The sequence below is a fragment of the Bordetella parapertussis genome, assembly GCF_020735925.1.
Classification (GTDB): Bacteria; Pseudomonadota; Gammaproteobacteria; order Burkholderiales; family Burkholderiaceae_B; genus Bordetella; species Bordetella pertussis.
Map to the genome: position 1 here is coordinate 4,301,958 of NZ_CP085971.1, position 20,919 is coordinate 4,322,876.

At 62.6% G+C, this 20,919-nt stretch carries 20 protein-coding genes and 4 tRNA genes; 23 read left to right on the plus strand and 1 reads right to left on the minus strand.

The features are described from left to right. The first annotated feature begins 271 nt into the window (after positions 1-271). The 5 genes from LK409_RS20335 (at position 272) to LK409_RS20355 (ending at position 5,589) form a co-directional block, all read left to right on the plus strand. Positions 272-952 (plus strand): response regulator, encoded by a 681-nt coding sequence (locus tag LK409_RS20335; protein WP_003816057.1) that lies wholly within the window; start codon positions 272-274, stop codon positions 950-952. After that, entirely contained in the window at positions 939-2,402 is a 1,464-nt protein-coding gene (locus tag LK409_RS20340) for a sensor histidine kinase (RefSeq protein ID WP_010929564.1), read from the plus strand. The genes LK409_RS20335 and LK409_RS20340 overlap by 14 nt, the downstream gene beginning before the upstream one ends. Before the next feature lie 120 nt (positions 2,403-2,522). Then, positions 2,523-3,527 carry a Bug family tripartite tricarboxylate transporter substrate binding protein gene (locus LK409_RS20345; protein ID WP_010929565.1) on the plus strand — a complete coding sequence of 335 codons (1,005 nt, stop codon included), beginning with the start codon at positions 2,523-2,525 and terminating at the stop codon, positions 3,525-3,527. Positions 3,528-3,631: 104 nt separating this feature from the next. Then, complete coding sequence (locus LK409_RS20350; protein ID WP_041937330.1) at positions 3,632-4,069, plus strand: tripartite tricarboxylate transporter TctB family protein; 438 nt, start codon at positions 3,632-3,634, stop codon at positions 4,067-4,069. Continuing rightward, positions 4,066-5,589, plus strand: coding sequence for a tripartite tricarboxylate transporter permease (locus tag LK409_RS20355; RefSeq protein WP_010929567.1), 1,524 nt, complete (start codon positions 4,066-4,068; stop codon positions 5,587-5,589). Before LK409_RS20350 ends, LK409_RS20355 begins: the two co-directional genes overlap by 4 nt. Before the next feature lie 75 nt (positions 5,590-5,664). Here LK409_RS20355 and LK409_RS20360 read toward each other — a convergent pair whose 3' ends face one another. Then, positions 5,665-6,831, minus strand: coding sequence for a pyridoxal phosphate-dependent aminotransferase (locus tag LK409_RS20360; RefSeq protein WP_041937331.1), 1,167 nt, complete (start codon positions 6,829-6,831; stop codon positions 5,665-5,667). Between the two features lie 399 nt (positions 6,832-7,230). Here LK409_RS20360 and LK409_RS20365 point away from each other — a divergent pair, with 399 nt between their 5' ends. The 18 genes from LK409_RS20365 to rplL all read left to right on the plus strand — a co-directional run bounded on the left by LK409_RS20365 (position 7,231) and on the right by rplL (position 20,775). Next, the gene (locus tag LK409_RS20365; RefSeq protein WP_003816068.1) at positions 7,231-7,437 is read left to right on the plus strand and encodes a cold-shock protein; all 207 of its coding nucleotides are present in this window, start codon (positions 7,231-7,233) and stop codon (positions 7,435-7,437) included. Between the two features lie 1,791 nt (positions 7,438-9,228). Then, positions 9,229-11,148, plus strand: coding sequence for a tRNA uridine-5-carboxymethylaminomethyl(34) synthesis enzyme MnmG (mnmG, locus tag LK409_RS20370; protein ID WP_010927257.1), 1,920 nt, complete (start codon positions 9,229-9,231; stop codon positions 11,146-11,148). After that, positions 11,145-11,837 carry a 16S rRNA (guanine(527)-N(7))-methyltransferase RsmG gene (rsmG, locus tag LK409_RS20375; protein WP_003806878.1) on the plus strand — a complete coding sequence of 231 codons (693 nt, stop codon included), beginning with the start codon at positions 11,145-11,147 and terminating at the stop codon, positions 11,835-11,837. Before mnmG ends, rsmG begins: the two co-directional genes overlap by 4 nt. Continuing rightward, positions 11,834-12,631: a ParA family protein gene (locus LK409_RS20380; protein ID WP_003806879.1), complete on the plus strand. Its 798-nt coding sequence runs from the start codon at positions 11,834-11,836 to the stop codon at positions 12,629-12,631. The genes rsmG and LK409_RS20380 overlap by 4 nt, the downstream gene beginning before the upstream one ends. A 6-nt stretch (positions 12,632-12,637) precedes the next feature. Further along, positions 12,638-13,444, plus strand: a complete 807-nt coding sequence (locus tag LK409_RS20385; protein ID WP_010927258.1) for a GNAT family N-acetyltransferase — start codon at positions 12,638-12,640, stop codon at positions 13,442-13,444. Between the two features lie 43 nt (positions 13,445-13,487). Next, positions 13,488-14,405, plus strand: a complete 918-nt coding sequence (locus tag LK409_RS20390; protein ID WP_003806881.1) for a ParB/RepB/Spo0J family partition protein — start codon at positions 13,488-13,490, stop codon at positions 14,403-14,405. Further along, positions 14,398-15,399, plus strand: coding sequence for an asparaginase (locus LK409_RS20395; protein ID WP_010927259.1), 1,002 nt, complete (start codon positions 14,398-14,400; stop codon positions 15,397-15,399). The genes LK409_RS20390 and LK409_RS20395 overlap by 8 nt, the downstream gene beginning before the upstream one ends. A gap of 109 nt (positions 15,400-15,508) precedes the next feature. Continuing rightward, positions 15,509-15,595: transfer RNA gene (locus LK409_RS20400), tRNA-Tyr, on the plus strand. Between the two features lie 188 nt (positions 15,596-15,783). Further along, a tRNA-Gly gene (locus LK409_RS20405) sits at positions 15,784-15,857 on the plus strand. Positions 15,858-15,863: 6 nt separating this feature from the next. Then, positions 15,864-15,938: transfer RNA gene (locus LK409_RS20410), tRNA-Thr, on the plus strand. Between the two features lie 56 nt (positions 15,939-15,994). Continuing rightward, complete coding sequence (gene tuf / locus LK409_RS20415; protein WP_003806883.1) at positions 15,995-17,185, plus strand: elongation factor Tu; 1,191 nt, start codon at positions 15,995-15,997, stop codon at positions 17,183-17,185. Between the two features lie 110 nt (positions 17,186-17,295). Next, positions 17,296-17,371 (plus strand) — tRNA-Trp (locus tag LK409_RS20420). A gap of 52 nt (positions 17,372-17,423) precedes the next feature. Next, positions 17,424-17,804 carry a preprotein translocase subunit SecE gene (gene secE, locus LK409_RS20425; RefSeq protein ID WP_003806884.1) on the plus strand — a complete coding sequence of 127 codons (381 nt, stop codon included), beginning with the start codon at positions 17,424-17,426 and terminating at the stop codon, positions 17,802-17,804. 9 nt (positions 17,805-17,813) lie between these two features. After that, on the plus strand, positions 17,814-18,347 hold the full coding sequence (gene nusG, locus LK409_RS20430; protein ID WP_010927260.1) for a transcription termination/antitermination protein NusG: 534 nt from the start codon (positions 17,814-17,816) through the stop codon (positions 18,345-18,347). Between the two features lie 63 nt (positions 18,348-18,410). Then, positions 18,411-18,842 carry a 50S ribosomal protein L11 gene (rplK, locus tag LK409_RS20435; protein ID WP_003806886.1) on the plus strand — a complete coding sequence of 144 codons (432 nt, stop codon included), beginning with the start codon at positions 18,411-18,413 and terminating at the stop codon, positions 18,840-18,842. Between the two features lie 2 nt (positions 18,843-18,844). Continuing rightward, positions 18,845-19,543, plus strand: coding sequence for a 50S ribosomal protein L1 (gene rplA, locus LK409_RS20440; protein WP_003806887.1), 699 nt, complete (start codon positions 18,845-18,847; stop codon positions 19,541-19,543). 242 nt (positions 19,544-19,785) lie between these two features. Then, entirely contained in the window at positions 19,786-20,310 is a 525-nt protein-coding gene (gene rplJ, locus LK409_RS20445) for a 50S ribosomal protein L10 (RefSeq protein ID WP_003806888.1), read from the plus strand. Between the two features lie 81 nt (positions 20,311-20,391). Next, positions 20,392-20,775, plus strand: coding sequence for a 50S ribosomal protein L7/L12 (gene rplL, locus LK409_RS20450; protein ID WP_003806889.1), 384 nt, complete (start codon positions 20,392-20,394; stop codon positions 20,773-20,775). Positions 20,776-20,919 lie beyond the last annotated feature (144 nt).

Here is a 20,919-nt window from a genome sequence, read left to right on the forward strand (position 1 = left end):
TGGGAGGCAAGCTTGTGCACAGTATGTGGACCCGGGTTGAACAAGCTTGCTTTTCGGCCATGGTCCGAAATGTTGTCCAACTTCGGCTCTCCAGCCAAACAGACCTAGTGCACAGCCTAAAAGCTTCGCAAGCGTATGAAATAAAATCCCTTTTCAGGGTTAAGGTAGTTATCCACAGCCCTTATTAATCATTAGTCTTTATATAAAGAACACTATAAGGAAAAACATCAAACATGCCAGCCACCAGCCGTTCGCGCTGCAAAATCCAGCCATGCGCATTCTGTTGATCGAAGACGAAGCCGAACTCGCCCGCTGGCTATCGCGCAGCCTTGCCCGCCATGCCGGGTTCGTGGTCGAATGGGCCGATGACGGCCTGCTGGCCGAACGCCGCCTGGCCGTGGAAGAGTTCGATGCCATCATCCTGGACCTCGGCCTGCCCGGCATGGACGGCCATACCCTGTTGACCCGCATCCGCGCCCGCGACGACCGTACGCCAGTCCTAGTCCTGACCGCGCGCGATTCGCTGGCCGAAAGAGTGGGTACCCTGCACCAGGGCGCCGACGACTTCCTGCCCAAGCCTTTCGTGCTGGAGGAGCTCGAAGCCCGCCTGACCGCACTGATCCGCCGCAGCCGCGGACGGGAACATCCCCGCCTGACGCTGGGCGACCTGGCACTGGATACCGCGTCACAGCGATTCACCGTCAAAGGGCAGCCGCTGGCGCTTTCGCCCCGGGAACATGCGGTGCTGCGCGCCCTGATCCAGCGCAGCGGCGAACCGTTGAACAAGCAACAGATCCTCGATCGCATCCAGTCCAGCGACAGCGATGTCAACCTGGAGGCCATCGAGGTCCTGGTCCATCGGCTGCGCAAGAAGCTGGCCGACACCGGCGTACAGATCGTCACCATGCGCGGCATGGGCTATTGCCTGGAGAACGCTGTTGACAACCCGTAGGCAGGAAAAAACCCGCCATCGCACGCTGAAGACGGTGTTGCTGTGGTGGCTGATTCCCGCGCTGGTTTTCGTCATGACCGGAGCCTTGTGGCTGTCCAACCAGCAACTGCGCAACCAGGTCGACATCGCCTACGACCGCTCGCTTTCCGGAGCGCTGCGATCCATCGACCACAACATATCCACAGCCAGCGGGGGACTGTCGCTCGAACAGCCCTACCTGATGCTGGAGTTCTTCGAACTGACCGCCAACGGCAACGTCTACTACCGGGTGGCGACCGAAGACGGCCTGGCCGAGATCGGCAACCCCCAGTTGCCGCTGCCGCCGCAGCCGCTGGTCTCCGGCCAGCCGCAGTTTTTCTACGCTGAGTACCTGGGCCAGCCGGTACGGGTGGCGGCGCTGGCGCGGCCGATGGATCCGCCGCTTTACAACGATAAAGGGGGACGTATAATCGTCCAGGTCGCCGAAAGCCTGGAGACCCGGCAGGACTTCCTGCATCGGGCGCTGGTGCGCTCGGTGGAACGCGACCTCGCGGTGGTGATGATCAGCGTGTTGGTGGTCATCTGGAGCGTTTTCATGGCGCTGCGGCCGCTCGAACGGTTGCGCGAGGAAGTTGCAAGCCGTTCTGCGGACGATCTAAGCCCCGTGAGCGCGTCGGAGATGCCAGGGGAGGTCCAGCCCCTCATCCACGCCGTAAACCTCCACATGGCCCGATTTACGGCCTTGGCGAGGGTGCAGCGGCAGTTCCTCGACGACGCGTCGCATCAATTGCGCACGCCGCTGTCGGTATTGCGGACCCAGACGGCCTATGCCTTGCGTGAAACAGACCCCCAGGAGGTCCGTACAGCCCTCCTGGCGATGCAGGACGGCCTGGACAGGGCGGTACGCACCACCAACCAGATGCTCGCGCTGGCGCGCGCCAAGGACGCCTCGCTGGCCGAGGGCGGCCTGCCGCTGGAAACGGTCGACCTGGCCGAGCTGGCCGACGGCGTCATCCGGGCCTTGTTGCCGGCTGCCCGGGCCAGGCAACTGGACCTGGGGCTGGATGTGCAGGCCGCGCCGGTCCGGGTACAGGCTGTCGAGTGGCTGTTGCGCGAGGCGCTGAGCAACCTGGTCGACAACGCCATCCGGTATACGGCGCGCGGCAGCGAAGTCACGGTCAAGGTCCATGCCGAGGGTGGCCATGCCTGGCTGGTAGTGGAAGACAACGGGCCCGGCATGTCGGCCGAGGACATTGCGCGCGCCAGCGTACGGTTCCGCCGGGGCGCAGCCGGCAAGAACAAGTCGGGGGCGGGCCTGGGGCTGGCCATTGTGCGGACCATCATCGAAATCCACGGCGGCCAGCTGGTGCTGGAAAACCGCCAGCCGCAGCCGGGTTTGCGCGCGGCACTGGTGTTTTCCCTAGGTTTCAAGGGAAATGCTGCGCTGCCGCACGAAATTGTGGTGATCTGAAAGGTTCCGGAAAGGCAGAGTTGGGTACGGTGCTCATCCGTTGGCCTGCGATCTGCGCGATCGTTCCATGGCCATCCATGTCCGCACGACATGCCAACAACGATCTCGGAGACCGCATCGATGCATACCCTGGCGAAATTCCGCGCGACTGCTGCCGCCCTGGCTGGCCTGTGCGCCCTGTTCATTGGCAACGCCGCCCATGCGGCCAGCGACGAGCCGCGTCGGCCCGAGTGCATTGCCCCGGCCCAGCCCGGCGGCGGCTTCGACCTGACCTGCCGGCTGGCTACCGAAGGCCTGAAGCAATCGGGCGCGCTCAAGGCGCCCATGCGCATCGTCTACATGCCTGGTGGCATTGGCGCCGTGGCCTACAACAACATCGTGGCCCAGCACCCGGGCGAGGCCGGCACCATCGTTGCCTTTTCCGGTGGTTCGCTGCTCAATCTGGCGCAAGGCAAGTTCGGCAAGTATTCGGTCGACGACGTGCGTTGGCTGGCCGGTATCGGCGCCGATTATGGCGTGGCCGTGGTCCGCAACGATTCGCCCTATACCGACCTCAAGGGCCTGATGGAGGCCTTCAAGCAGGATCCCACCAAGATCGTGCTGGGCGCCGGCGGCACCGTGGGCAGCCAGGACTGGATGAAAGCGGCGCTGACGGCCAAGGCGGCCGGCGTTGATTTCAAGAAAATGCGTTTCGTCGCGTTCGAAGGTGGCGGCGAGGCGGTGACCGCGCTGCGCGGCGGCCACATCCAGGCCTACATGGGCGACGCCGCCGAGGCTTTCACCATGCTCGAAGGCGGCGCGCCGATCCGTGTGCTGGCGGTCTTCAACAGCGAGCGCCTGCCGGGCAAGCTGAACAACGTGCCGACGGCCAAGGAGCAGGGCTACGACATCGTATGGCCGATCATCCGCGGTTTCTACGTCGGTCCCAAGGTCTCCGACAAGGACTACCAGTTTTGGGTCGACGCGTTCGACAAGACGATGACTTCGCCCGAATACGCCAAGCTGCGTGAACAGCAGGGGCTGTTCCCGTTCAGCAAGACCGGCAAGGACCTGGACGACTACGTCAAGCAGCAGGTCAAGAACTACGCCGAGCTGGCCGACAGCTTCGGCCTCATCAAGAAGTAAACCGATCGCGCGGCCGGCGGCATGCGCCGCCGCCGCGCATCTTCCCAACGGTGCGCACGCAATCGGGGCGGTCCGCGCCGTGTTCTCGAATTGGATACGGGATCATGAATGATCGAATGTTGGGCGTATTCGCCCTGATCCTGGCCGCCTTCATGACATGGGCGGGCTGGGACATCGAAGCGCCGTTTGCCTACGAACCTGTAGGGCCGCGCGCATTTCCGATGCTTGTCGCACTCATCATCGGCCTGTGCGGCCTGCGCCTGGCCTACAAGGGCGGCCACCAGGTCGAGACCAACTCCGCCGGCGCCAACGCGCGCATCGCCCTGATGGTCGCGTATGCGGCCGCCTATGCGTTCCTGTTCCAGTGGCTGGGGTTTGTCATCGCCACGGCGCTGATGACCGTCGCGGTCGGCCGCCTGTTCGGCGGCAACTGGATCAAGTGCGCCATCGGCGGCCTGATCATGGGCGTGCTGTTCTTCCTGTTGTTCGACAAAGTCCTGGACGTGGTGTTGCCGGCCGGGTTGCTGGAGGGTCTGCTATGAGCGGCATTCTCGATCATCTTGCCATCGGTTTCGGCGTTGCCTTCTCGCTGACCAACGTACTGGTCGCGGCCATCGGTTCGTTCTTCGGAACCATGGTGGGCGTGTTGCCCGGGCTTGGCCCGATCAACGGCGTGGCCATGCTGATCCCGATCGCATTCGCGATGAACCTGCCGCCCGAAACGGCGCTCATCCTGCTTGCGGCGGTGTACGTGGGCGCCGAATATGGCGGCCGCATCACCTCGATCCTGCTCAACGTGCCGGGCGAGGCCAGCGCCATCATGACCACGCTGGATGGTTATCCGCTGGCGCGCCAGGGCCTGGCCAACGTGGCGTTGTCGCTGTCGGCGTGGTCCGCCTTTTTCGGCGCCATCGTGTCGGTGACCGGCATCATCCTGCTGGCGCCGCTGCTGGCCAAATGGGCGCTTGCCTTCGGGCCGGCCGAATACTTCGTGCTGATGGTGTTCGCCTTTTGCTGCCTGACCAGCCTGCTCGGCAAGCAACCCGTCAAGGGCGTGCTGGCGGCGATGATAGGGTTGGGCATTTCGGTGGTCGGGGTCGATTCGAACTCGGGCGTATACCGCTATATCTTTGATTCGGTGCACCTGTCCGACGGCATAGATTTCGTTGTCGTGGTGATCGCGCTGTTCGCCGTCAGCGAGATGCTGGAGATGCTGGAGAAGGTCGTGGCCGGACACAGTATCGAGGTCAAGCCGAGCGGCCGGAAACTGTTCAACCTTAAAGAATTGTCGTTCACGTGGTGGAGCGTGGTGCGCAGTTCGCTGGTGGGCTTCGGCGTGGGCGTGCTGCCCGGAGCTGGCGCCAGCGTGGCGGCGGCCGTTGCCTATTCGCAGGAAAAGCGCATCATCGAGAGCAAGGATCCCGACGCCAAGTTCGGCAAGGGCGATATGCGCGGCCTGGTGGCGCCCGAATCGGCCGCCACCGCGTCGGCAATCGGTTCTTTCGTGCCCATGCTGACGCTGGGCGTGCCAGGCTCGGGCACCACCGCCGTGATGATGGGCGCGTTGACGCTCTACAACATCACGCCCGGTCCGGTGCTGTTCGACAGCAAGCCCGAACTGGTGTGGGGCCTGATTGCCTCGCTGTTCATCGCCAACGTCCTGCTGTTCATCATGAACGTGCCGATGGTGCGAGTGTTCTCGAAGGTGCTGGCCGTGCCGGCGTGGATGATGGTGCCCGGCATCCTGTGCATCAGCTACATCGGCGTCTATGCGATCAATGCCGGCACGTTCGACCTGCTGATGGTGGTGGCCATTGGCGCGCTGGGCTACTTCCTGCGCAAGTTCGGCGTACCGATGGCGCCGCTGGTGCTGGGCGTGGTGCTGGGCGACATGATGGAGCAGAACCTGCGCCGGGCGCTGTCCATCACCAATGGCGATCCCGTGGTGCTGTATTCGAGCCCGGTATCGATAGGCCTGTGGATCGCGGCTGCCGTAGTGGTGATCGTTCCGCAATTGATGCGCCGCCTGAGCGCGCGCCGCAGGCAAGCCGCTCAGTCGTAGTCGATCGGCCGATTGAAAAATGCCGCGGTTCGCACCGCGGCATTTTTCTTGGGCGCAAGCGGCGTCCTGGCGCGTTCAGACGTGGGCCAGACGCTCGATGGCGGCGTCCAGCGTAGCGTCCTGCTTGGCGAAACAAAAGCGCACCAGATGGTGGTTGGATTCGGGCGCGGCGGGATTCTGGTAGAACGCCGATACCGGGATCACGGTTACGCCATGGTCGATGGTGAGATGGCGCGCGAAATCGGCTTCGGCGTGCTTGGTGATCTCGCTGTAGTCGGCCAGCATGAAGAATGTGCCGGGGCTGGGCAGGGGGCGAAAACGCGTGTTGGCCAGGCCGGCCGCGAGGCGATCCCGCTTGGCCTGGTAGAACGCAGGCAGGTCCAGGTAGGGCTTGGGGTTGGCCATGTACTCGGCCAACGCGAATTGCATCGGCGAGGACACGGTGAACACCATGAACTGGTGGACCTTGCGCAGCTCGGCGCTGAGCTGGCGCGGCGCGCAGCAATAGCCGACTTTCCAGCCAGTGGTGTGATACGTCTTGCCAAATGACGCGATGACAAACGCATGTTCGGCCAGCAAAGGGCGGCGCGACAGGCTGGCGTGCGGCTTGCCGTCGAACACGATGTGTTCGTACACCTCATCGGACAACAACAGCACGCCCGTTTCGCGCACGATGGATTCCAGGGCGTCCAGGTCGCTTTCGTCGAGCACTGCGCCGGTCGGGTTGTGCGGGAAATTCAGCATGAGCAGCCGCGTGCGCGCGCCGATGGCGTCGCGTACGCGCTGCCAGTCGATGCGGTAGTACGGATCGTCGCGGGTGGGGGCGCGCAAGGGCACGGGCACGGCGGTGCCGCCGGCCAGGCGTATCGCCGGCAGGTACGAGTCGTAGCAGGGTTCGATCACCACGACTTCGTCGCCAGGGCCTACGGCCGCCAATACGGTGGCCATCAACGCTTCCGTGGCGCCGCTGGTTACGGTGATTTCGGTTTCCGGGTCGTAGGCATGGCCGTAGAGGGTCTTGACCTTGGCGGCGATAGCCTCGCGCAATGGCGCCACGCCAGGCATGTAGGGATACTGGTTGTGCCCGGCAGCCATGGCCTTGCCGACCAGGGCGCACAGTTCGGGGTCGGGATCGAAATCCGGGAAGCCCTGGCCCAGGTTGATGGCCTTGTGCTCGATGGCGAGCCGGCTCATGACAGTGAAAATCGTGGTGCCGACATCGGGCAGCTTGGATCGGATCATGGCAATGGTAGGAATGTGGACAAGCAATGGGAATGCGTTTCTCGTAAGTATCCCACTAACTCATCGCGTTCTTCGGCGCCCCGCCGGCGCCCGCGTGCGGGGCTTGCCGATGGACCGGTGGCCGCGGTCTTTTACGCGGTCGCCATGGCGGCCTCGGTTACTTGTGAGACAAGTGAAAAAAAAGCCACATAGGGGTAAACAACTATTTGTTCGCCTCGGAGGCGATGAGTATGCTGATCCTGCAGTTGATTCAAGCAGTGCGCAAACCCGGTTACTGTTGTAGATGGCAAGCCACAAACGCAACGTTGAAGCGGGTGCGTGTGCCCGCCGGTTGGTCAGTTGGTCAGCGTCCTTGATTCACTTGCATTTCTTTTTTTCGATATCAGGACGCTATAAAAAATGGCTCAAAAGGGCAAGGTCAAGTGGTTCAACGCCGACAAGGGTTATGGATTCATCACTCCGGACAGCGGCGGTACTGACGTATTCGCACATTTCTCGGCGATTCAAGGCCGCGGTTATCGCAGCCTGAACGAAGGTCAGGAAGTCGAGTTCGAAGTGAAGGATGGTCCGAAAGGACCTCAAGCGGCCGAAATTCGCCCGCTCTGAATCGGGAAATCCCGTTTTTCCCGCATACCAGGCCCAAGTGCCTGGTTACAACGCCCCAGGAACATAGCTTCTGGGGCGTTGTTGCTTCTGCCATCGCCGCACGGCATACAGTTAGTGCTTACTAACATCACTACGGGCTTGGATAACTTTGTGGATAAGCCTCCACCCGGCACCTGGGTCGGACAGGTTTGCGCGCGCCGACGCCGGACATGGTGCTGGAGTTTTACACAGCGAATGACATCGTTATTTCGCGCCACGGGTGGGACGATGGTGCGAGTCGCCCCGGGCAGCTTCTTTCGTTGATCTACGCTTGCCAGGGAAAATCTCCTGTAAATCCACGGTGTTACGCGATCAGATATGCATGCTGGGGTTTCCGGCGCAGATCCGGACGTCACGGTTTGGCGACCTCGGGCCCACCTCCATTACGGGTCGGGCCCGATTTGTTCACAAAGATATCCCCAATTTTCTTGCCCGTATCGAGACATATTCCAGGAGGATTCCTGATCGAAAAATCTGTGGATACTTCTGGGGATTGATCCCCAATTCAGCACGGTTGTGTACCGGCGCCATGGTTGTTCTTCGCCAGTGCCGGCATCGACGCCAGTCTCGAGGCGGTCATCAACCAACACGGGCGGATTCGACGGAGGGCATTGATGCGGCAACGGCACGCGTATCCCGATGTCCCGCCGGGCGATCGGGTTGTCCACAGGGGGCGGTGGATAAGATGGTGATGCAGACCGCACAAATTTCCGCGTCCACGTATGAATGTTGCCTTGGTGTTGCCAGTCTCAGGCGGGTCCTAGCCGAAAGTATTAAGCCGTTGGATGGTAACGTTTTCCCTGCGTGATCGATGCGGCTCGACGGACCAGAACGAGACACCGGTCTTATATTTCGGCTTCCCGGTGCTGGCAGTATTGAGTCGCGATGTTTCACGTGAAACGAAAATTGCCATTCGATGCCATGGCCCGTAGCCACCTGCTTTGATTACATGCTTCGTGGTGGGCATGCCGCTTGCGCGTATATCGGATTTGCCGGGCCGCCCGCTCAACGAGTCCAGGACATTCCGCAAGTCGGAGAAATCCTTGAGCCCAGCAACGGGCATGCGGCGTGTTGACGACGCCCGCGAGATTTCCTGGACGAGCCATCCCATTGGCCCTGCGTTTCGAGATCTTGTCCCGTGCGCGGGGGCCCGCGCAGCCCGGATATTCTGCCGGCACACGAAACGGGATGCGGATCGAGCCTGGAGATCGAATGTTGGGCGTAGCCGGCCGTGCGCGTGCAGCGGAGAAGGGACAGGCGTTGGCGAGCGCAGTGTACGGAGGAGTGCGGTACTGACCTGATCGGGATTATCCAAATCGTGGCAGCCGGGAAAGCCGGCTTGCTTCTGATCATTCCGACATGGTCGTTTGACGACAAAACTGCGCTTGTTTTGGCCTAGGGGTAGGGTAGGGGTAAAAACTTCGTTGTTTTTGGCTGCCCGGAACCGCGTGGCAGACAGTTCATGTTGCCGTTGTTTCACGTGAAACATCACGCTGACGGCTTGAGTGAGTCTGCCTCAATGCCGAATCAAGGAGTATTGTTTCACGTGGAACATGTAATCGCATTATTGAGGGTCGGAACAGGCGCCGCATGTTTCACGTGAAACATTGCTAGGCCTGGCGTTTTGGGCAGAGGCCGTGGCGCATAAGCCGCATAGATCGTACGGATTACAGGGCTTACGATGTTTCACGTGAAACGCCCAACGAGGTGCCACTATAATGGCCACGGAACGCTCTTTCATCTCTCCCCATCATGGATTTTCCCCGCGAATTTGATGTGATCGTCGTTGGTGGCGGTCACGCCGGTACGGAGGCAGCCCTGGCTGCAGCCCGCGCCGGCGCACAGACATTGCTGCTTACCCACAATATCGAGACCCTGGGCCAAATGTCCTGCAATCCTTCCATCGGGGGGATAGGCAAGGGTCATTTGGTCAAGGAAGTCGATGCGTTGGGCGGCGCGATGGCTATCGCCACCGACGAGGCAGGTATCCAATTCCGTATTCTCAACAGCTCCAAGGGGCCAGCGGTACGTGCCACGCGTGTCCAAGCCGACCGGGTGCTGTACCGAAACGCCATGCGTGCACGGCTCGAGAACCAGCCCAACCTCTGGCTGTTCCAGCAGGCGGTGGACGATCTGATGGTGCAGGGCGACCAGGTGGTGGGCGCCGTTACGCAGATCGGGTTGCGTTTTCGTGCCCGTACCGTGGTGCTGACGGCTGGGACCTTCCTCAACGGTTTGATTCACGTGGGGCTGCAGAACTATTCCGGAGGGCGGGCAGGGGATCCCCCCGCCAATTCCCTGGGCCAGCGGCTCAAGGAGCTGCAACTTCCGCAAGGCCGCCTGAAGACCGGCACGCCGCCGCGCATCGACGGACGCAGCATCAACTACAGTGTGTTGGAAGAGCAGCCCGGTGATCTTGATCCCGTGCCGGTGTTCTCGTTCCTGGGCAAGGCCTCCATGCACCCGCGCCAGCTGCCTTGCTGGATCACGCATACCAATGCCCGCACGCACGAAATCATCCGTGGCGGTCTGGACCGTTCGCCCATGTACAGTGGGGTCATCGAAGGAGTGGGGCCTCGTTACTGCCCATCCATCGAGGACAAGATCCATCGTTTTGCGGACAAGGCATCGCACCAGGTATTCCTGGAACCGGAAGGCCTGAATACCCATGAGATCTATCCGAACGGTGTTTCCACCAGCCTGCCTTTCGATGTGCAGTACGAGTTGATCCACTCCCTGCCCGGACTCGAGAACGCGCACATCCTGCGCCCGGGCTATGCCATCGAGTACGATTACTTCGACCCGCGCGCCCTGAAGTCCACGCTGGAGACCAAGGCGATTTCCGGGCTGTTCTTCGCCGGCCAGATCAACGGCACGACCGGCTATGAAGAGGCGGCGGCCCAAGGCCTGCTGGCCGGCGCCAATGCCGCCTTGCAGGCCCAGGGGAAAGAACCTTGGGTGCCGCGTCGCGATGAAGCCTATCTCGGCGTCCTGGTCGATGACCTGGTTACGCGCGGCGTGACCGAGCCTTATCGGATGTTCACGTCCCGTGCCGAATATCGGCTCAGCCTGCGCGAAGACAACGCCGATCTGCGCCTGACCGAAATCGGCCGCCGGCTCGGGCTGGTGGACGACGTGCGCTGGGATGCTTTCAGCCGCAAACGCGATGCCGTGGCCCAGGAAGTCGAACGGCTCAAATCCACGTGGGTGAACCCGCGCGTCCTGCCGGCGCATGCCGCCGAAGCCCTGCTGGGCAAGGCAATTGAGCGTGAGTACTCACTATCAGATCTGTTGAAACGTCCCAATGTTTCCTACGAGGCGTTGATGCAGGCCCGTACCGACGAGGGCGAGTTGCTGGCTGGTCCTGGCGTGCTCGAGGATGACGTGCTGGCCGAGCAGGTCGAAACCCAGGTCAAGTACGCCGGCTATATCGCGCGCCAGCAAGACGAAGTGCAGAAACACCTCTCGCACGAGCAGCAGCCCATCCCTGCGGATATCGATTACGACGCCGTCACCAGCCTGTCGTTCGAGGTACGCCAGAAGCTGAAGACGCATCGGCCCGAGACCATAGGGCAGGCCGCGCGCGTCTCCGGGGTGACGCCGGCTGCCATTTCCCTGTTGCTGATCCATCTCAAGCGCCTGCATTACGGCTCGCGCAAGCAAGCGGCATGAGCGCCGTTCCCGATATCCCCGGCGGCCCCGCGCAGCGGCTGGCCCAGGCCTGCGATGCGCTGCGATTGCCGGCCGACGCCGGCCAGCAGCAGAAGCTGCTGCGCTATATCGAGCAAATGCAGCGCTGGAACCGCACGTACAACCTGACTGCCATCCGGGACCCGGGGCAGATGCTCGTGCAGCACCTGTTCGACAGTCTGTCGGTCGTGGCGCCGCTGGAGCGTGGCCTGCCCGCCGCCGGGTCCGGCGCGCGCGTCAAGCTGTTCGACGTCGGCTCCGGCGGCGGCCTGCCCGGCGTGGTGCTGGCCATCATGCGCGCCCATTGGGACGTCACATGCGTGGACGCAGTCGAGAAGAAAACCGCATTCGTGCGGCAGATGGCCGGCGCGCTCGGACTGCCCAATCTGCAGGCCGCGCATACCCGTATCGAACAGCTCGAACCGGCGCAATGCGACGTGGTGATATCGCGTGCGTTCGCTTCGTTACAGGACTTCGCGAAGCTGGCCGGCCGCCACGTGCGCGAGGGTGGTACCCTCGTCGCCATGAAGGGCAAGGTGCCCGATGACGAAATCCAGGCGTTACAGCAACACGGCCACTGGACGGTCGAACGGATCGAACCGTTGGTGGTGCCGGCACTCGACGCGCAACGCTGCCTGATATGGATGCGACGCAGTCAAGGAAACATATGAAAAACATACCGCCCAGCAAGTCCGCCCGCGTGTTCTGCATCGCCAACCAGAAGGGCGGCGTCGGCAAGACCACCACCGCCATCAACCTTGCGGCTGGCCTGGCTACGCACAAGCAGCGGGTGCTGCTGGTCGATCTCGATCCGCAGGGCAACGCCACCATGGGCAGCGGCATCGACAAGAGTACGCTCGAATCCAACCTGTACCAGGTGCTCATCGGCGAGGCCGGTATCGAACAGACGCGCGTGCGTTCGGAGTCCGGCGGCTACGACGTATTGCCGGCCAACCGCGAACTGTCCGGCGCCGAGATCGACCTGGTGCAGATGGACGAGCGCGAGCGCCAGCTCAAGGCCGCCATCGACAAGATCGCCGGCGAATACGATTTCGTGCTGATCGATTGCCCGCCCACGCTGTCGCTGCTTACCCTTAACGGGCTGGCTGCCGCGCACGGCGTCATCATTCCGATGCAGTGCGAGTACTTTGCGCTCGAAGGCCTGTCCGACCTGGTAAACACCATCAAGCGCGTGCATCGCAATATCAACAACGAACTCCGTGTCATCGGTTTGTTGCGCGTGATGTTCGACCCGCGCATGACCTTGCAGCAGCAGGTGTCGGCCCAGCTCGAATCCCACTTCGGCGACAAGGTCTTCACCACGGTGGTGCCACGCAATGTGCGGTTGGCCGAGGCGCCCAGCTATGGCATGCCGGGCGTGGTGTATGACCGCGCGTCGCGCGGCGCGCAGGCCTATATTGCATTTGGCGCGGAAATGATAGAACGCGTCAAAGAGCTGGATTGAACCTCGATGCCAGCTGTGCTTGCTGTTCTGGCCGCCCACCCCGCTCCCGCAGCGGGAGGGGAGCTGGCGCGCCTGGAAGAGGCGGCGCTCAATGCCACCACGGTTCGCGAGCAGATGCTCTACGAAGGATGGCTGGTGCGTTGGGCGCCTTCGCGGGCCAAGCGCGCGCGCTGCGTCAATGTACTCGGGTTATCCACACGTCCGCTCGATGAGCGGCTGGCGTACTGTACCCGATGGTATGCGGGCCACGGGGTGCCGCTGATCGTGCGGTTGACCTCCATCGGCCCCGATTTTTCCCTGGATGCACAGCTGCATGAGCGCGGGTTCGTCGCGTTCGACCGTACCTGCGTCATGGCGGCGCCCGTCGTGCCGTTCACGGCGCAAGCGCCGTCCGGGCTGGTGTTCGAACGGACAACCCCCGGGCGGTTCGCACAGGAAGCAGGGCGCCTGCGTGGCCACGACGATGCGGCCACGGCCGAACACGCGGCGCGCCTGCAGGCGGCGCCGCTGGAAAACTTGCCGCTGCTGGTGCGCGACGCCAGCGGCGAATGTATCGCGGCAGGGCTGGCGGCATTCGATGCCGAGCTGGTCGGGCTGTTCGATATCGTTACCGCGCCGCAGCGGCGCCGCCAGGGTTGCGGCGCGGCGGTGCTGAAGTATTTGCTGGAGCAGGCCAGCCACGCCGGCGCGCGCCAGGCGTACCTGCAGGTCGAGCCGCAGAACACGGCCGCCCGAGCCTTGTATGCGCGTTTCGGCTTCGTGGATCGCTACACGTATTGGTATCGTTCAATGTCCGAAGCAACGCCCGTTTGAGCGGTCAACGGTCAACTGCTGAAGGGAAGAGGATTTATTCGCTATGGCTACCAAGAAGCCCAAGGGCTTGGGTCGAGGACTGGATGCCTTGCTGGGCGCGGACGTGCCCGCCATCGACAACATCGGCAAGGCCCCCGCGGCCGCGCCGGAGGGACCGCCGGCGACCCTGCCTGTGTCCAAGATGCGCGCCGGCAAATATCAGCCGCGCACGCGCATGGACGAAGGCGCGCTCAACGAACTGGCCGAGTCCATCCGCACCCAGGGCATCATGCAGCCCATCCTGGTGCGTGCGCTGGGCGCCGACGCGCCCGGCCAGTACGAAATCATCGCCGGCGAACGGCGCTTTCGCGCGGCGCAACTGGCCGGCCTGAAAGAAGTGCCGGTGCTGGTGCGCGAAGTCGCCGACGAGAACGCCGCGGTCATGGCGCTGATCGAGAACATCCAGCGCGAAGACCTCAATCCGCTCGAAGAGGCGCACGGCGTTCGCCGCCTGCTCGACGAGTTCGGCCTGACGCACGAGCAGGCCGCCCAGGCCATCGGCCGCTCGCGTTCGGCCACCAGCAACCTGCTGCGCCTGCTCAACCTGGCCGCGCCGGTGCAGACCATGCTGCTGGCGGGCGATGTCGACATGGGCCATGCCCGCGCCTTGCTGGCGGTCGATGCCGCCACGCAGATCCAGTTGGCCAACCAGGTCATCGCCAAGCGCCTGTCGGTACGCGAGGCCGAGAAGCTGGTCGCGCGGGCGCAAAAGGATGTCGACGCCGCGCCGCGCAAGAAGGGCAATGGCGCTTCGCGCGATGTCACGCGGCTCGAGGAAGCGCTGTCGGATCATCTCGGCACGCGCGTTGCGCTGAAGGTCGGGGCGCGTGAAAAAGGCCAGATCGTGATCGATTTCCATGGCTGGGAACATCTGAACTCGCTGCTGGAGCGCCAGGGCCTGTCCGGGGTAGTGGATGCCTGAGGCCCGGCTGCCGCGGATTGCTGTCCTGGCGACCGGCGGCACCATTGCCGGCGCGCAAACCGACGCGGCCAGCGGCGCTTACCGCGCCGGCTCGTACGGCGTCGGGCAGTTGCTGGCGGCCGTGCCTCAACTGGCCGGCCTGGCGCGCATCGGCGCCGAGCAGATCGCCAACGTCGGCAGCCAGAACATGAGCCATGCCGTCTGGCGGCAGCTCGCGCTGCGCGCCGCCGCGCTGTGCGACGATCCGGCGACCGACGGCATCGTCATTACCCATGGCACCGATACGCTGGAAGAGACCGCTTATTTCCTCAGCCTGGTATTGCCTGTGGATAAACCGGTGGTGCTGCTGGGCGCCATGCGCCCGGCCACCGCGTTGAGCGCCGACGGGCCGGTCAATCTATACAACGCGGTGGCGTTGGCCTGCCATCCGGCCGCACGCGGCCGCGGGCCGCTGGTCGTGATGAACGAGGATATCCATCTGGCCCGTCATGTGCAGAAAACGGCCGCCTCTGGCATCGCCGCGTTCGCTTCGCCCAATGCAGGCCGGGCCGGCGTCATGCAGGGCGGCCGGCCGGTGTTTCACGCCCGCGCCGAGCGCCAGGCCGCCGACGCGCTGCTCAGGCCGGACGAACTGCCGCAGCAGGCCTGGCCGCGGGTCGACATCGTGCATGCCTGTGTCGATCTCGACGGCGAGCTCATCGATTTCATGGCCGGGCGAGCCCAGGGCATCGTGCTGGCCGGCGTGGGCGACGGCAACGCCACCGACGCGGCCCTGCAGGCCCTGCAGCGGGCCTGCGCGCGGGGCGTTGCGGTGGTGCGGGCGTCGCGCACCGGCTCGGGCAGGGTGGGGCGCAATATCGAGATCGACGACGACGCCTGCGGCTTCATTGCCGCCGGCGACCTCAGCCCCCAGAAGGCCCGCGTGCTGCTTACCCTGGGCCTGTGCCAGACCCGCGATACCGCGCGCCTGCAGGCGTTGGTCGACAGCCGCTGAAACCGGGCGGCGCGTTGGCGCCCCTGTCGGCGGCTGGGCCGCCGATCCCGTTTCAACACCTTAATTTGACATTCAATTTGAATGTGTTCATAATCTCAAATTCTCCGCTGGAGGAGTGCCCGAGTGGTTAAAGGGGGCAGACTGTAAATCTGTTGGCCTTGCGCCTACGTTGGTTCGAATCCAACCTCCTCCACCAGAGACCCATGTTCCGGTCCAGTATGACGCCAGGATCGGCGCTTTGCGAGAGCAGCGCGCCCGTACCAGTTCCAGGCTCAGCAAGACGAAATCCAGGTGCGGTTCGGCCTGGATTTTGCAACGTAAGGCCAGGTGTCCTGGCTTGCCGCTGCGGGAATATGGAGGAGATGCAAGGTGAAAGGGTGGCCTGCGGGTGTAGCTCAATGGTAGAGCAGAAGCCTTCCAAGCTTACGACGAGGGTTCGATTCCCTTCACCCGCTCCAAGATTTGCCCATGTGGCTCAGTGGTAGAGCACTCCCTTGGTAAGGGAGAGGTCACGCGTTCGATCCGCGTCATGGGCACCATCGAATTCTAAGTTCTTCTTCAAGTCAGAAGCTTCAATCCAGGTCAGGAGTCAGCCATGGCAAAAGGCAAGTTTGAACGTACCAAGCCGCACGTGAACGTGGGTACGATTGGTCACGTTGACCACGGCAAAACGACGTTGACGGCGGCGATCACGACGGTGCTGTCGAACAAGTTCGGCGGCGAGGCTCGCGGCTACGACCAGATTGACGCGGCGCCGGAAGAGAAGGCGCGTGGGATCACGATCAACACCTCGCACGTTGAGTACGAGACGGAGACGCGTCACTACGCGCACGTTGATTGCCCGGGTCACGCTGACTACGTGAAGAACATGATCACGGGTGCTGCGCAGATGGACGGCGCGATCCTGGTGGTGTCGGCCGCAGACGGCCCGATGCCGCAGACGCGCGAGCACATTTTGCTGTCGCGCCAGGTTGGCGTGCCGTACATCATCGTGTTCCTGAACAAGGCGGACATGGTTGATGACGCGGAGCTGCTCGAGCTGGTGGAGATGGAAGTCCGCGAACTGCTGAGCAAGTACGATTTCCCGGGCGATGACACGCCGATCGTGAAGGGTTCGGCCAAGCTGGCGCTGGAAGGCGACAAGGGCGAACTGGGCGAGCAGGCGATTCTGTCGCTGGCGCAAGCGCTGGACACGTACATTCCGACGCCGGAGCGCGCGGTCGACGGTGCGTTCCTGATGCCGGTGGAAGACGTGTTCTCGATCTCGGGCCGTGGCACGGTGGTGACTGGCCGTATCGAGCGCGGCGTGGTGAAGGTTGGCGAGGAAATCGAAATCGTGGGTATCAAGCCGACGGTGAAGACGACCTGCACGGGCGTGGAGATGTTCCGCAAGCTGCTGGACCAGGGCCAGGCGGGCGACAACGTGGGTATCTTGCTGCGCGGCACCAAGCGTGAAGACGTCGAGCGTGGCCAGGTGCTGGCCAAGCCGGGTTCGATCAACCCGCACACGGACTTCACGGCCGAGGTGTACATTCTGTCCAAGGAAGAGGGCGGCCGTCACACGCCGTTCTTCAACGGCTATCGTCCGCAGTTCTACTTCCGCACGACGGACGTGACCGGCACGATCGACCTGCCGGCGGACAAGGAAATGGTGCTGCCGGGCGACAACGTGTCGATGACCGTCAAGCTGCTGGCCCCGATCGCCATGGAAGAAGGTCTGCGTTTCGCCATCCGTGAAGGCGGTCGTACCGTCGGCGCCGGCGTCGTCGCTAAGATCATCAAGTAAGGCGCGGTTTTCCCATGGATAGAGGGGCCGGATGGCCCTCTATCCATGTTTGCTGGAAAAGTAGTACTATGTATGGTTCCGCAAGGTGCCACGCGTAGCTTGAAAGTTTTAGGGGTATAGCTCAATTGGCAGAGCGTCGGTCTCCAAAACCGAAGGTTGTAGGTTCGATTCCTACTGCCCCTGCCACCCGCCGGAGAGTATCGCGAGTTGCGCATTCACGGCGGGCTCGTGTCGCAAAATGTCTAATACCAGCATAGAAACCGTTACCAGTACCGCTGACCGGATCAAGCTCGGGTTGGCGGTTCTCGTCGTTATTGCTGGCATCGTTGGGTTTTCCATGCTCGACGCGCAGCCCATGGTGGCGCGTATCGGCGTGTTTGTCGGCGGCCTGGTCGTCGCGGCGTTGCTTGCGTGGTTCAGCGAACCCGGCCGCCGTACCCTCAGCTTTGCCGGCGAGTCGTACAACGAAGTCAAGCGAGTCTCGTGGCCCACGCGCAAAGAGACGATCCAGATGACCGGTATCGTCTTCGCCTTCGTCGCGGTGATGGGTCTTCTGATGTGGGTGCTCGATAAAGGCATCGAGTGGGTTCTCTACGGCCTGTTGCTGGGCTGGAAATAAGGACGGCGCATGAGTAAACGTTGGTATGTCGTCCATGTGTATTCCGGCATGGAGAAAAGCGTACAAAAGGCTCTGAACGAGCGCATCGAGCGCGCGGAGCTGCAGACGTCTTTTGGCCGCATTCTTGTTCCCTCCGAAGAAGTCGTCGAGGTCAAGGGCGGACAGAAGTCGATCACCGAACGCCGCATTTTCCCCGGTTATGTCCTGGTCGAAATGGATCTGACCGACGAAACGTGGCATTTGGTGAAGAACACCAATCGTGTCACTGGTTTCCTGGGTGGTTTGGGCAACCGTCCGACGCCGATTTCCGAACGGGAAGTCGAGAAAATCCTCAACCAGATGGAAGAGGGTGTCGAAAAGCCCCGGCCCAAGATTCTGTTCGAAGTGGGCGAGATGGTGCGCGTCAAGGAAGGTCCGCTTGCTGACTTCAACGGCAACGTCGAAGAAGTCAACTACGAAAAGAGCAAGGTGCGTGTGTCGGTCACCATTTTTGGTCGCGCGACGCCCGTCGAACTCGATTTCAGCCAGGTCGAAAAGACCTGATTTTCAAACCCCGGGGAGCTCTGCGCATAGCCGCAGGGCGCTATAACCCGCAAGGAGCAAAGCATGGCGAAGAAGATCGTCGGCTTTATCAAGCTGCAAGTGCCGGCTGGTAAGGCAAACCCCTCCCCCCCGATTGGCCCGGCGCTGGGTCAGCGCGGCCTGAACATCATGGAATTCTGCAAGGCGTTCAACGCCAAGACCCAGGGCATGGAGCCCGGTCTGCCGATTCCGGTGGTGATCACCGCCTTCGCGGACAAGAGCTTCACCTTCATCATGAAGACCCCGCCCGCGACGGTCCTCATCAAGAAGGCGTCCGGCGTGCAAAAGGGTTCGGCCAAGCCGCATACCGACAAGGTCGGCACGCTGACGCGCGCCCAGGCTGAAGAAATCGCCAAGACCAAGCAGCCCGACCTGACCGCGGCCGATCTGGACGCCGCCGTCCGTACGATCGCTGGCAGCGCCCGCAGCATGGGCATCACGGTTGAGGGGGTTTAATCATGGCTAAATTGTCCAAGCGCGCCGCCGCCATTGCGCAGAAAATCGACCGTACCAAGCTGTACCCGGTCGGCGAAGCCCTGAATCTGGTCAAGGAAACCGCCACCGCCAAGTTCGATGAATCCATCGATGTGGCCGTCCAGCTGGGCATCGACCCCAAGAAGTCGGACCAACTGGTCCGTGGTTCGGTCGTGCTGCCCGCCGGTACCGGCAAGACGGTTCGCGTTGCCGTGTTCGCCCAAGGCGAAAAGGCTGACGCCGCCCGTGCCGCCGGCGCCGACATCGTCGGCCTGGACGACCTGGCCGAGCAGATCAAGGCTGGCCAGATGGACTTCGACGTGGTCATCGCCTCGCCCGACACGATGCGTGTCGTGGGTGCCCTGGGCCAGGTGCTGGGTCCCCGTGGCCTGATGCCGAACCCCAAGGTCGGTACCGTGACGCCCGACGTGGCCACCGCCGTGAAGAACGCCAAGGCCGGTCAGATCCAATACCGTACCGACAAGGCTGGCATCATTCACGCCACCATCGGCCGCGCCTCGTTCGGCGTGGAACAACTGCAAAACAACCTGGCCGCCCTGGTCGACGCCCTGCAAAAGGCTCGTCCCGCCGCTGCCAAGGGTATTTACCTGCGCAAGCTGGCCGTTTCGTCCACGATGGGCGGCGGTGCTCGCGTGGAAATTGCTTCGCTGTCGGCCAACTAACAGGCCGCTGGCACATAGAACTTTGGGCCGCATCCGGACTTGTCCGGATGCAGCTGTCAAAGACCGCTGGAGCGCTAGCCGGTTGTTTGGCGAATGCTTAATCCCGAAGCTGGTTCAGTTCGGATCCAGCGTAGACGGCGTCCCCAGGAAGATTTCTTTACCCGAAGAACTCAACCAGGCGCCGCATTCGGTTGACGCGCAAGGCTAGCGCCCCAAGCGTCTTTTGATGGAGTGTTCAAACCGTGAGTCTCAATCGCCAAGAGAAAGCGGTGGTAATCGAGGAAGTCTCGGCACAAGTGGCCAAGGCGCAATCGATTGTTATCGCCGAGTACCGTGGTCTGGACGTCGCCTCTGTCACCGTACTGCGCAAAACTGCGCGTGAATCGGGCGTTTACCTGCGTGTTCTGAAGAACACGCTGGTCCGTCGTGCGGTTGCTGGCACGGCTTTCGAGCCGCTGTCCGAGCAACTCACCGGTCCGCTGATCTATGGTATCAGCGCTGATCCGGTCGCCGCGGCCAAGGTTCTCGCTGGTTTCGCAAAAAGCAACGACAAGCTGGTCATCAAGGCGGGCTCGCTGCCCAACAGCCTGCTGACCCAGGATGGCGTCAAGGCCCTGGCCACGATGCCCTCCCGCGAGGAGTTGCTCTCGAAACTGCTGGGCACCATGCAAGCCCCGATCGCGCAATTCGTGCGTACGCTCAACGAAGTTCCGACCAAGTTCGCCCGCGGCCTCGCTGCCGTGCGCGATCAGAAAGCGGCGGCCTGATCAGGCTCCGCGTCCGGAATTCGCTGAACGACAAAGCGACACCCAACCCTGGCATTACCCAATTTTGGAGTTCTAAACAAAATGGCACTTAGCAAAGCTGAAATCCTTGACGCCATCGCTGGCATGTCCGTGCTCGAGCTGTCCGAGCTGATCAAGGAAATGGAAGAAAAGTTTGGCGTGTCGGCTGCTGCCGCCGCCGTGGCCGTGGCCGCCCCGGCCGCTGGTGGCGCTGGCGCCGCTGCTGCTGAAGAGCAGACCGAGTTCACCGTTGTGCTGCTGGAAGCCGGCGCGAACAAGGTCAGCGTCATCAAGGCCGTGCGCGAGCTGACCGGTCTGGGTCTGAAGGAAGCCAAGGACCTGGTTGACGGCGCTCCGAAGCCCGTCAAGGAAGCGTTGCCCAAGGCTGACGCCGAAGCCGCCAAGAAGAAGCTGGAAGAAGCTGGCGCCAAGGTCGAAGTCAAGTAAGACCTCGCGTCGACGCCCGGGGACAGCGCTCTTAGCCGTCCCCGGGTTTTTGCGTTTCCAGGAAACCCCTACTGATGGGTCGAGTTCAGCAGGGTTTCCTGGAGTCGTATCACCTGGGGCCGTGGTTTACGGTCCATGCAACCT

Excerpts from the sequence above, each read along its gene's own strand:
- mnmG (WP_010927257.1), top strand. The coding sequence starts at position 9,229 with ATGGATTTTCCCCGCGAATTTGATGTGATCGTCGTTGGTGGCGGTCAC.
- nusG (WP_010927260.1), top strand. The coding sequence starts at position 17,814 with ATGAGTAAACGTTGGTATGTCGTCCATGTGTATTCCGGCATGGAGAAA.
- tuf (WP_003806883.1), top strand. The coding sequence starts at position 15,995 with ATGGCAAAAGGCAAGTTTGAACGTACCAAGCCGCACGTGAACGTGGGT.
- rplA (WP_003806887.1), top strand. The coding sequence starts at position 18,845 with ATGGCTAAATTGTCCAAGCGCGCCGCCGCCATTGCGCAGAAAATCGAC.
- rplK (WP_003806886.1), top strand. The coding sequence starts at position 18,411 with ATGGCGAAGAAGATCGTCGGCTTTATCAAGCTGCAAGTGCCGGCTGGT.
- rplL (WP_003806889.1), top strand. The coding sequence starts at position 20,392 with ATGGCACTTAGCAAAGCTGAAATCCTTGACGCCATCGCTGGCATGTCC.
- LK409_RS20360 (WP_041937331.1), bottom strand. The coding sequence starts at position 6,831 with ATGATCCGATCCAAGCTGCCCGATGTCGGCACCACGATTTTCACTGTC.
- LK409_RS20365 (WP_003816068.1), top strand. The coding sequence starts at position 7,231 with ATGGCTCAAAAGGGCAAGGTCAAGTGGTTCAACGCCGACAAGGGTTAT.
- LK409_RS20390 (WP_003806881.1), top strand. The coding sequence starts at position 13,488 with ATGGCTACCAAGAAGCCCAAGGGCTTGGGTCGAGGACTGGATGCCTTG.
- rsmG (WP_003806878.1), top strand. The coding sequence starts at position 11,145 with ATGAGCGCCGTTCCCGATATCCCCGGCGGCCCCGCGCAGCGGCTGGCC.
- LK409_RS20395 (WP_010927259.1), top strand. The coding sequence starts at position 14,398 with ATGCCTGAGGCCCGGCTGCCGCGGATTGCTGTCCTGGCGACCGGCGGC.
- LK409_RS20355 (WP_010929567.1), top strand. The coding sequence starts at position 4,066 with ATGAGCGGCATTCTCGATCATCTTGCCATCGGTTTCGGCGTTGCCTTC.
- secE (WP_003806884.1), top strand. The coding sequence starts at position 17,424 with ATGTCTAATACCAGCATAGAAACCGTTACCAGTACCGCTGACCGGATC.
- LK409_RS20385 (WP_010927258.1), top strand. The coding sequence starts at position 12,638 with ATGCCAGCTGTGCTTGCTGTTCTGGCCGCCCACCCCGCTCCCGCAGCG.
- LK409_RS20350 (WP_041937330.1), top strand. The coding sequence starts at position 3,632 with ATGAATGATCGAATGTTGGGCGTATTCGCCCTGATCCTGGCCGCCTTC.
- LK409_RS20380 (WP_003806879.1), top strand. The coding sequence starts at position 11,834 with ATGAAAAACATACCGCCCAGCAAGTCCGCCCGCGTGTTCTGCATCGCC.
- LK409_RS20335 (WP_003816057.1), top strand. The coding sequence starts at position 272 with ATGCGCATTCTGTTGATCGAAGACGAAGCCGAACTCGCCCGCTGGCTA.
- LK409_RS20345 (WP_010929565.1), top strand. The coding sequence starts at position 2,523 with ATGCATACCCTGGCGAAATTCCGCGCGACTGCTGCCGCCCTGGCTGGC.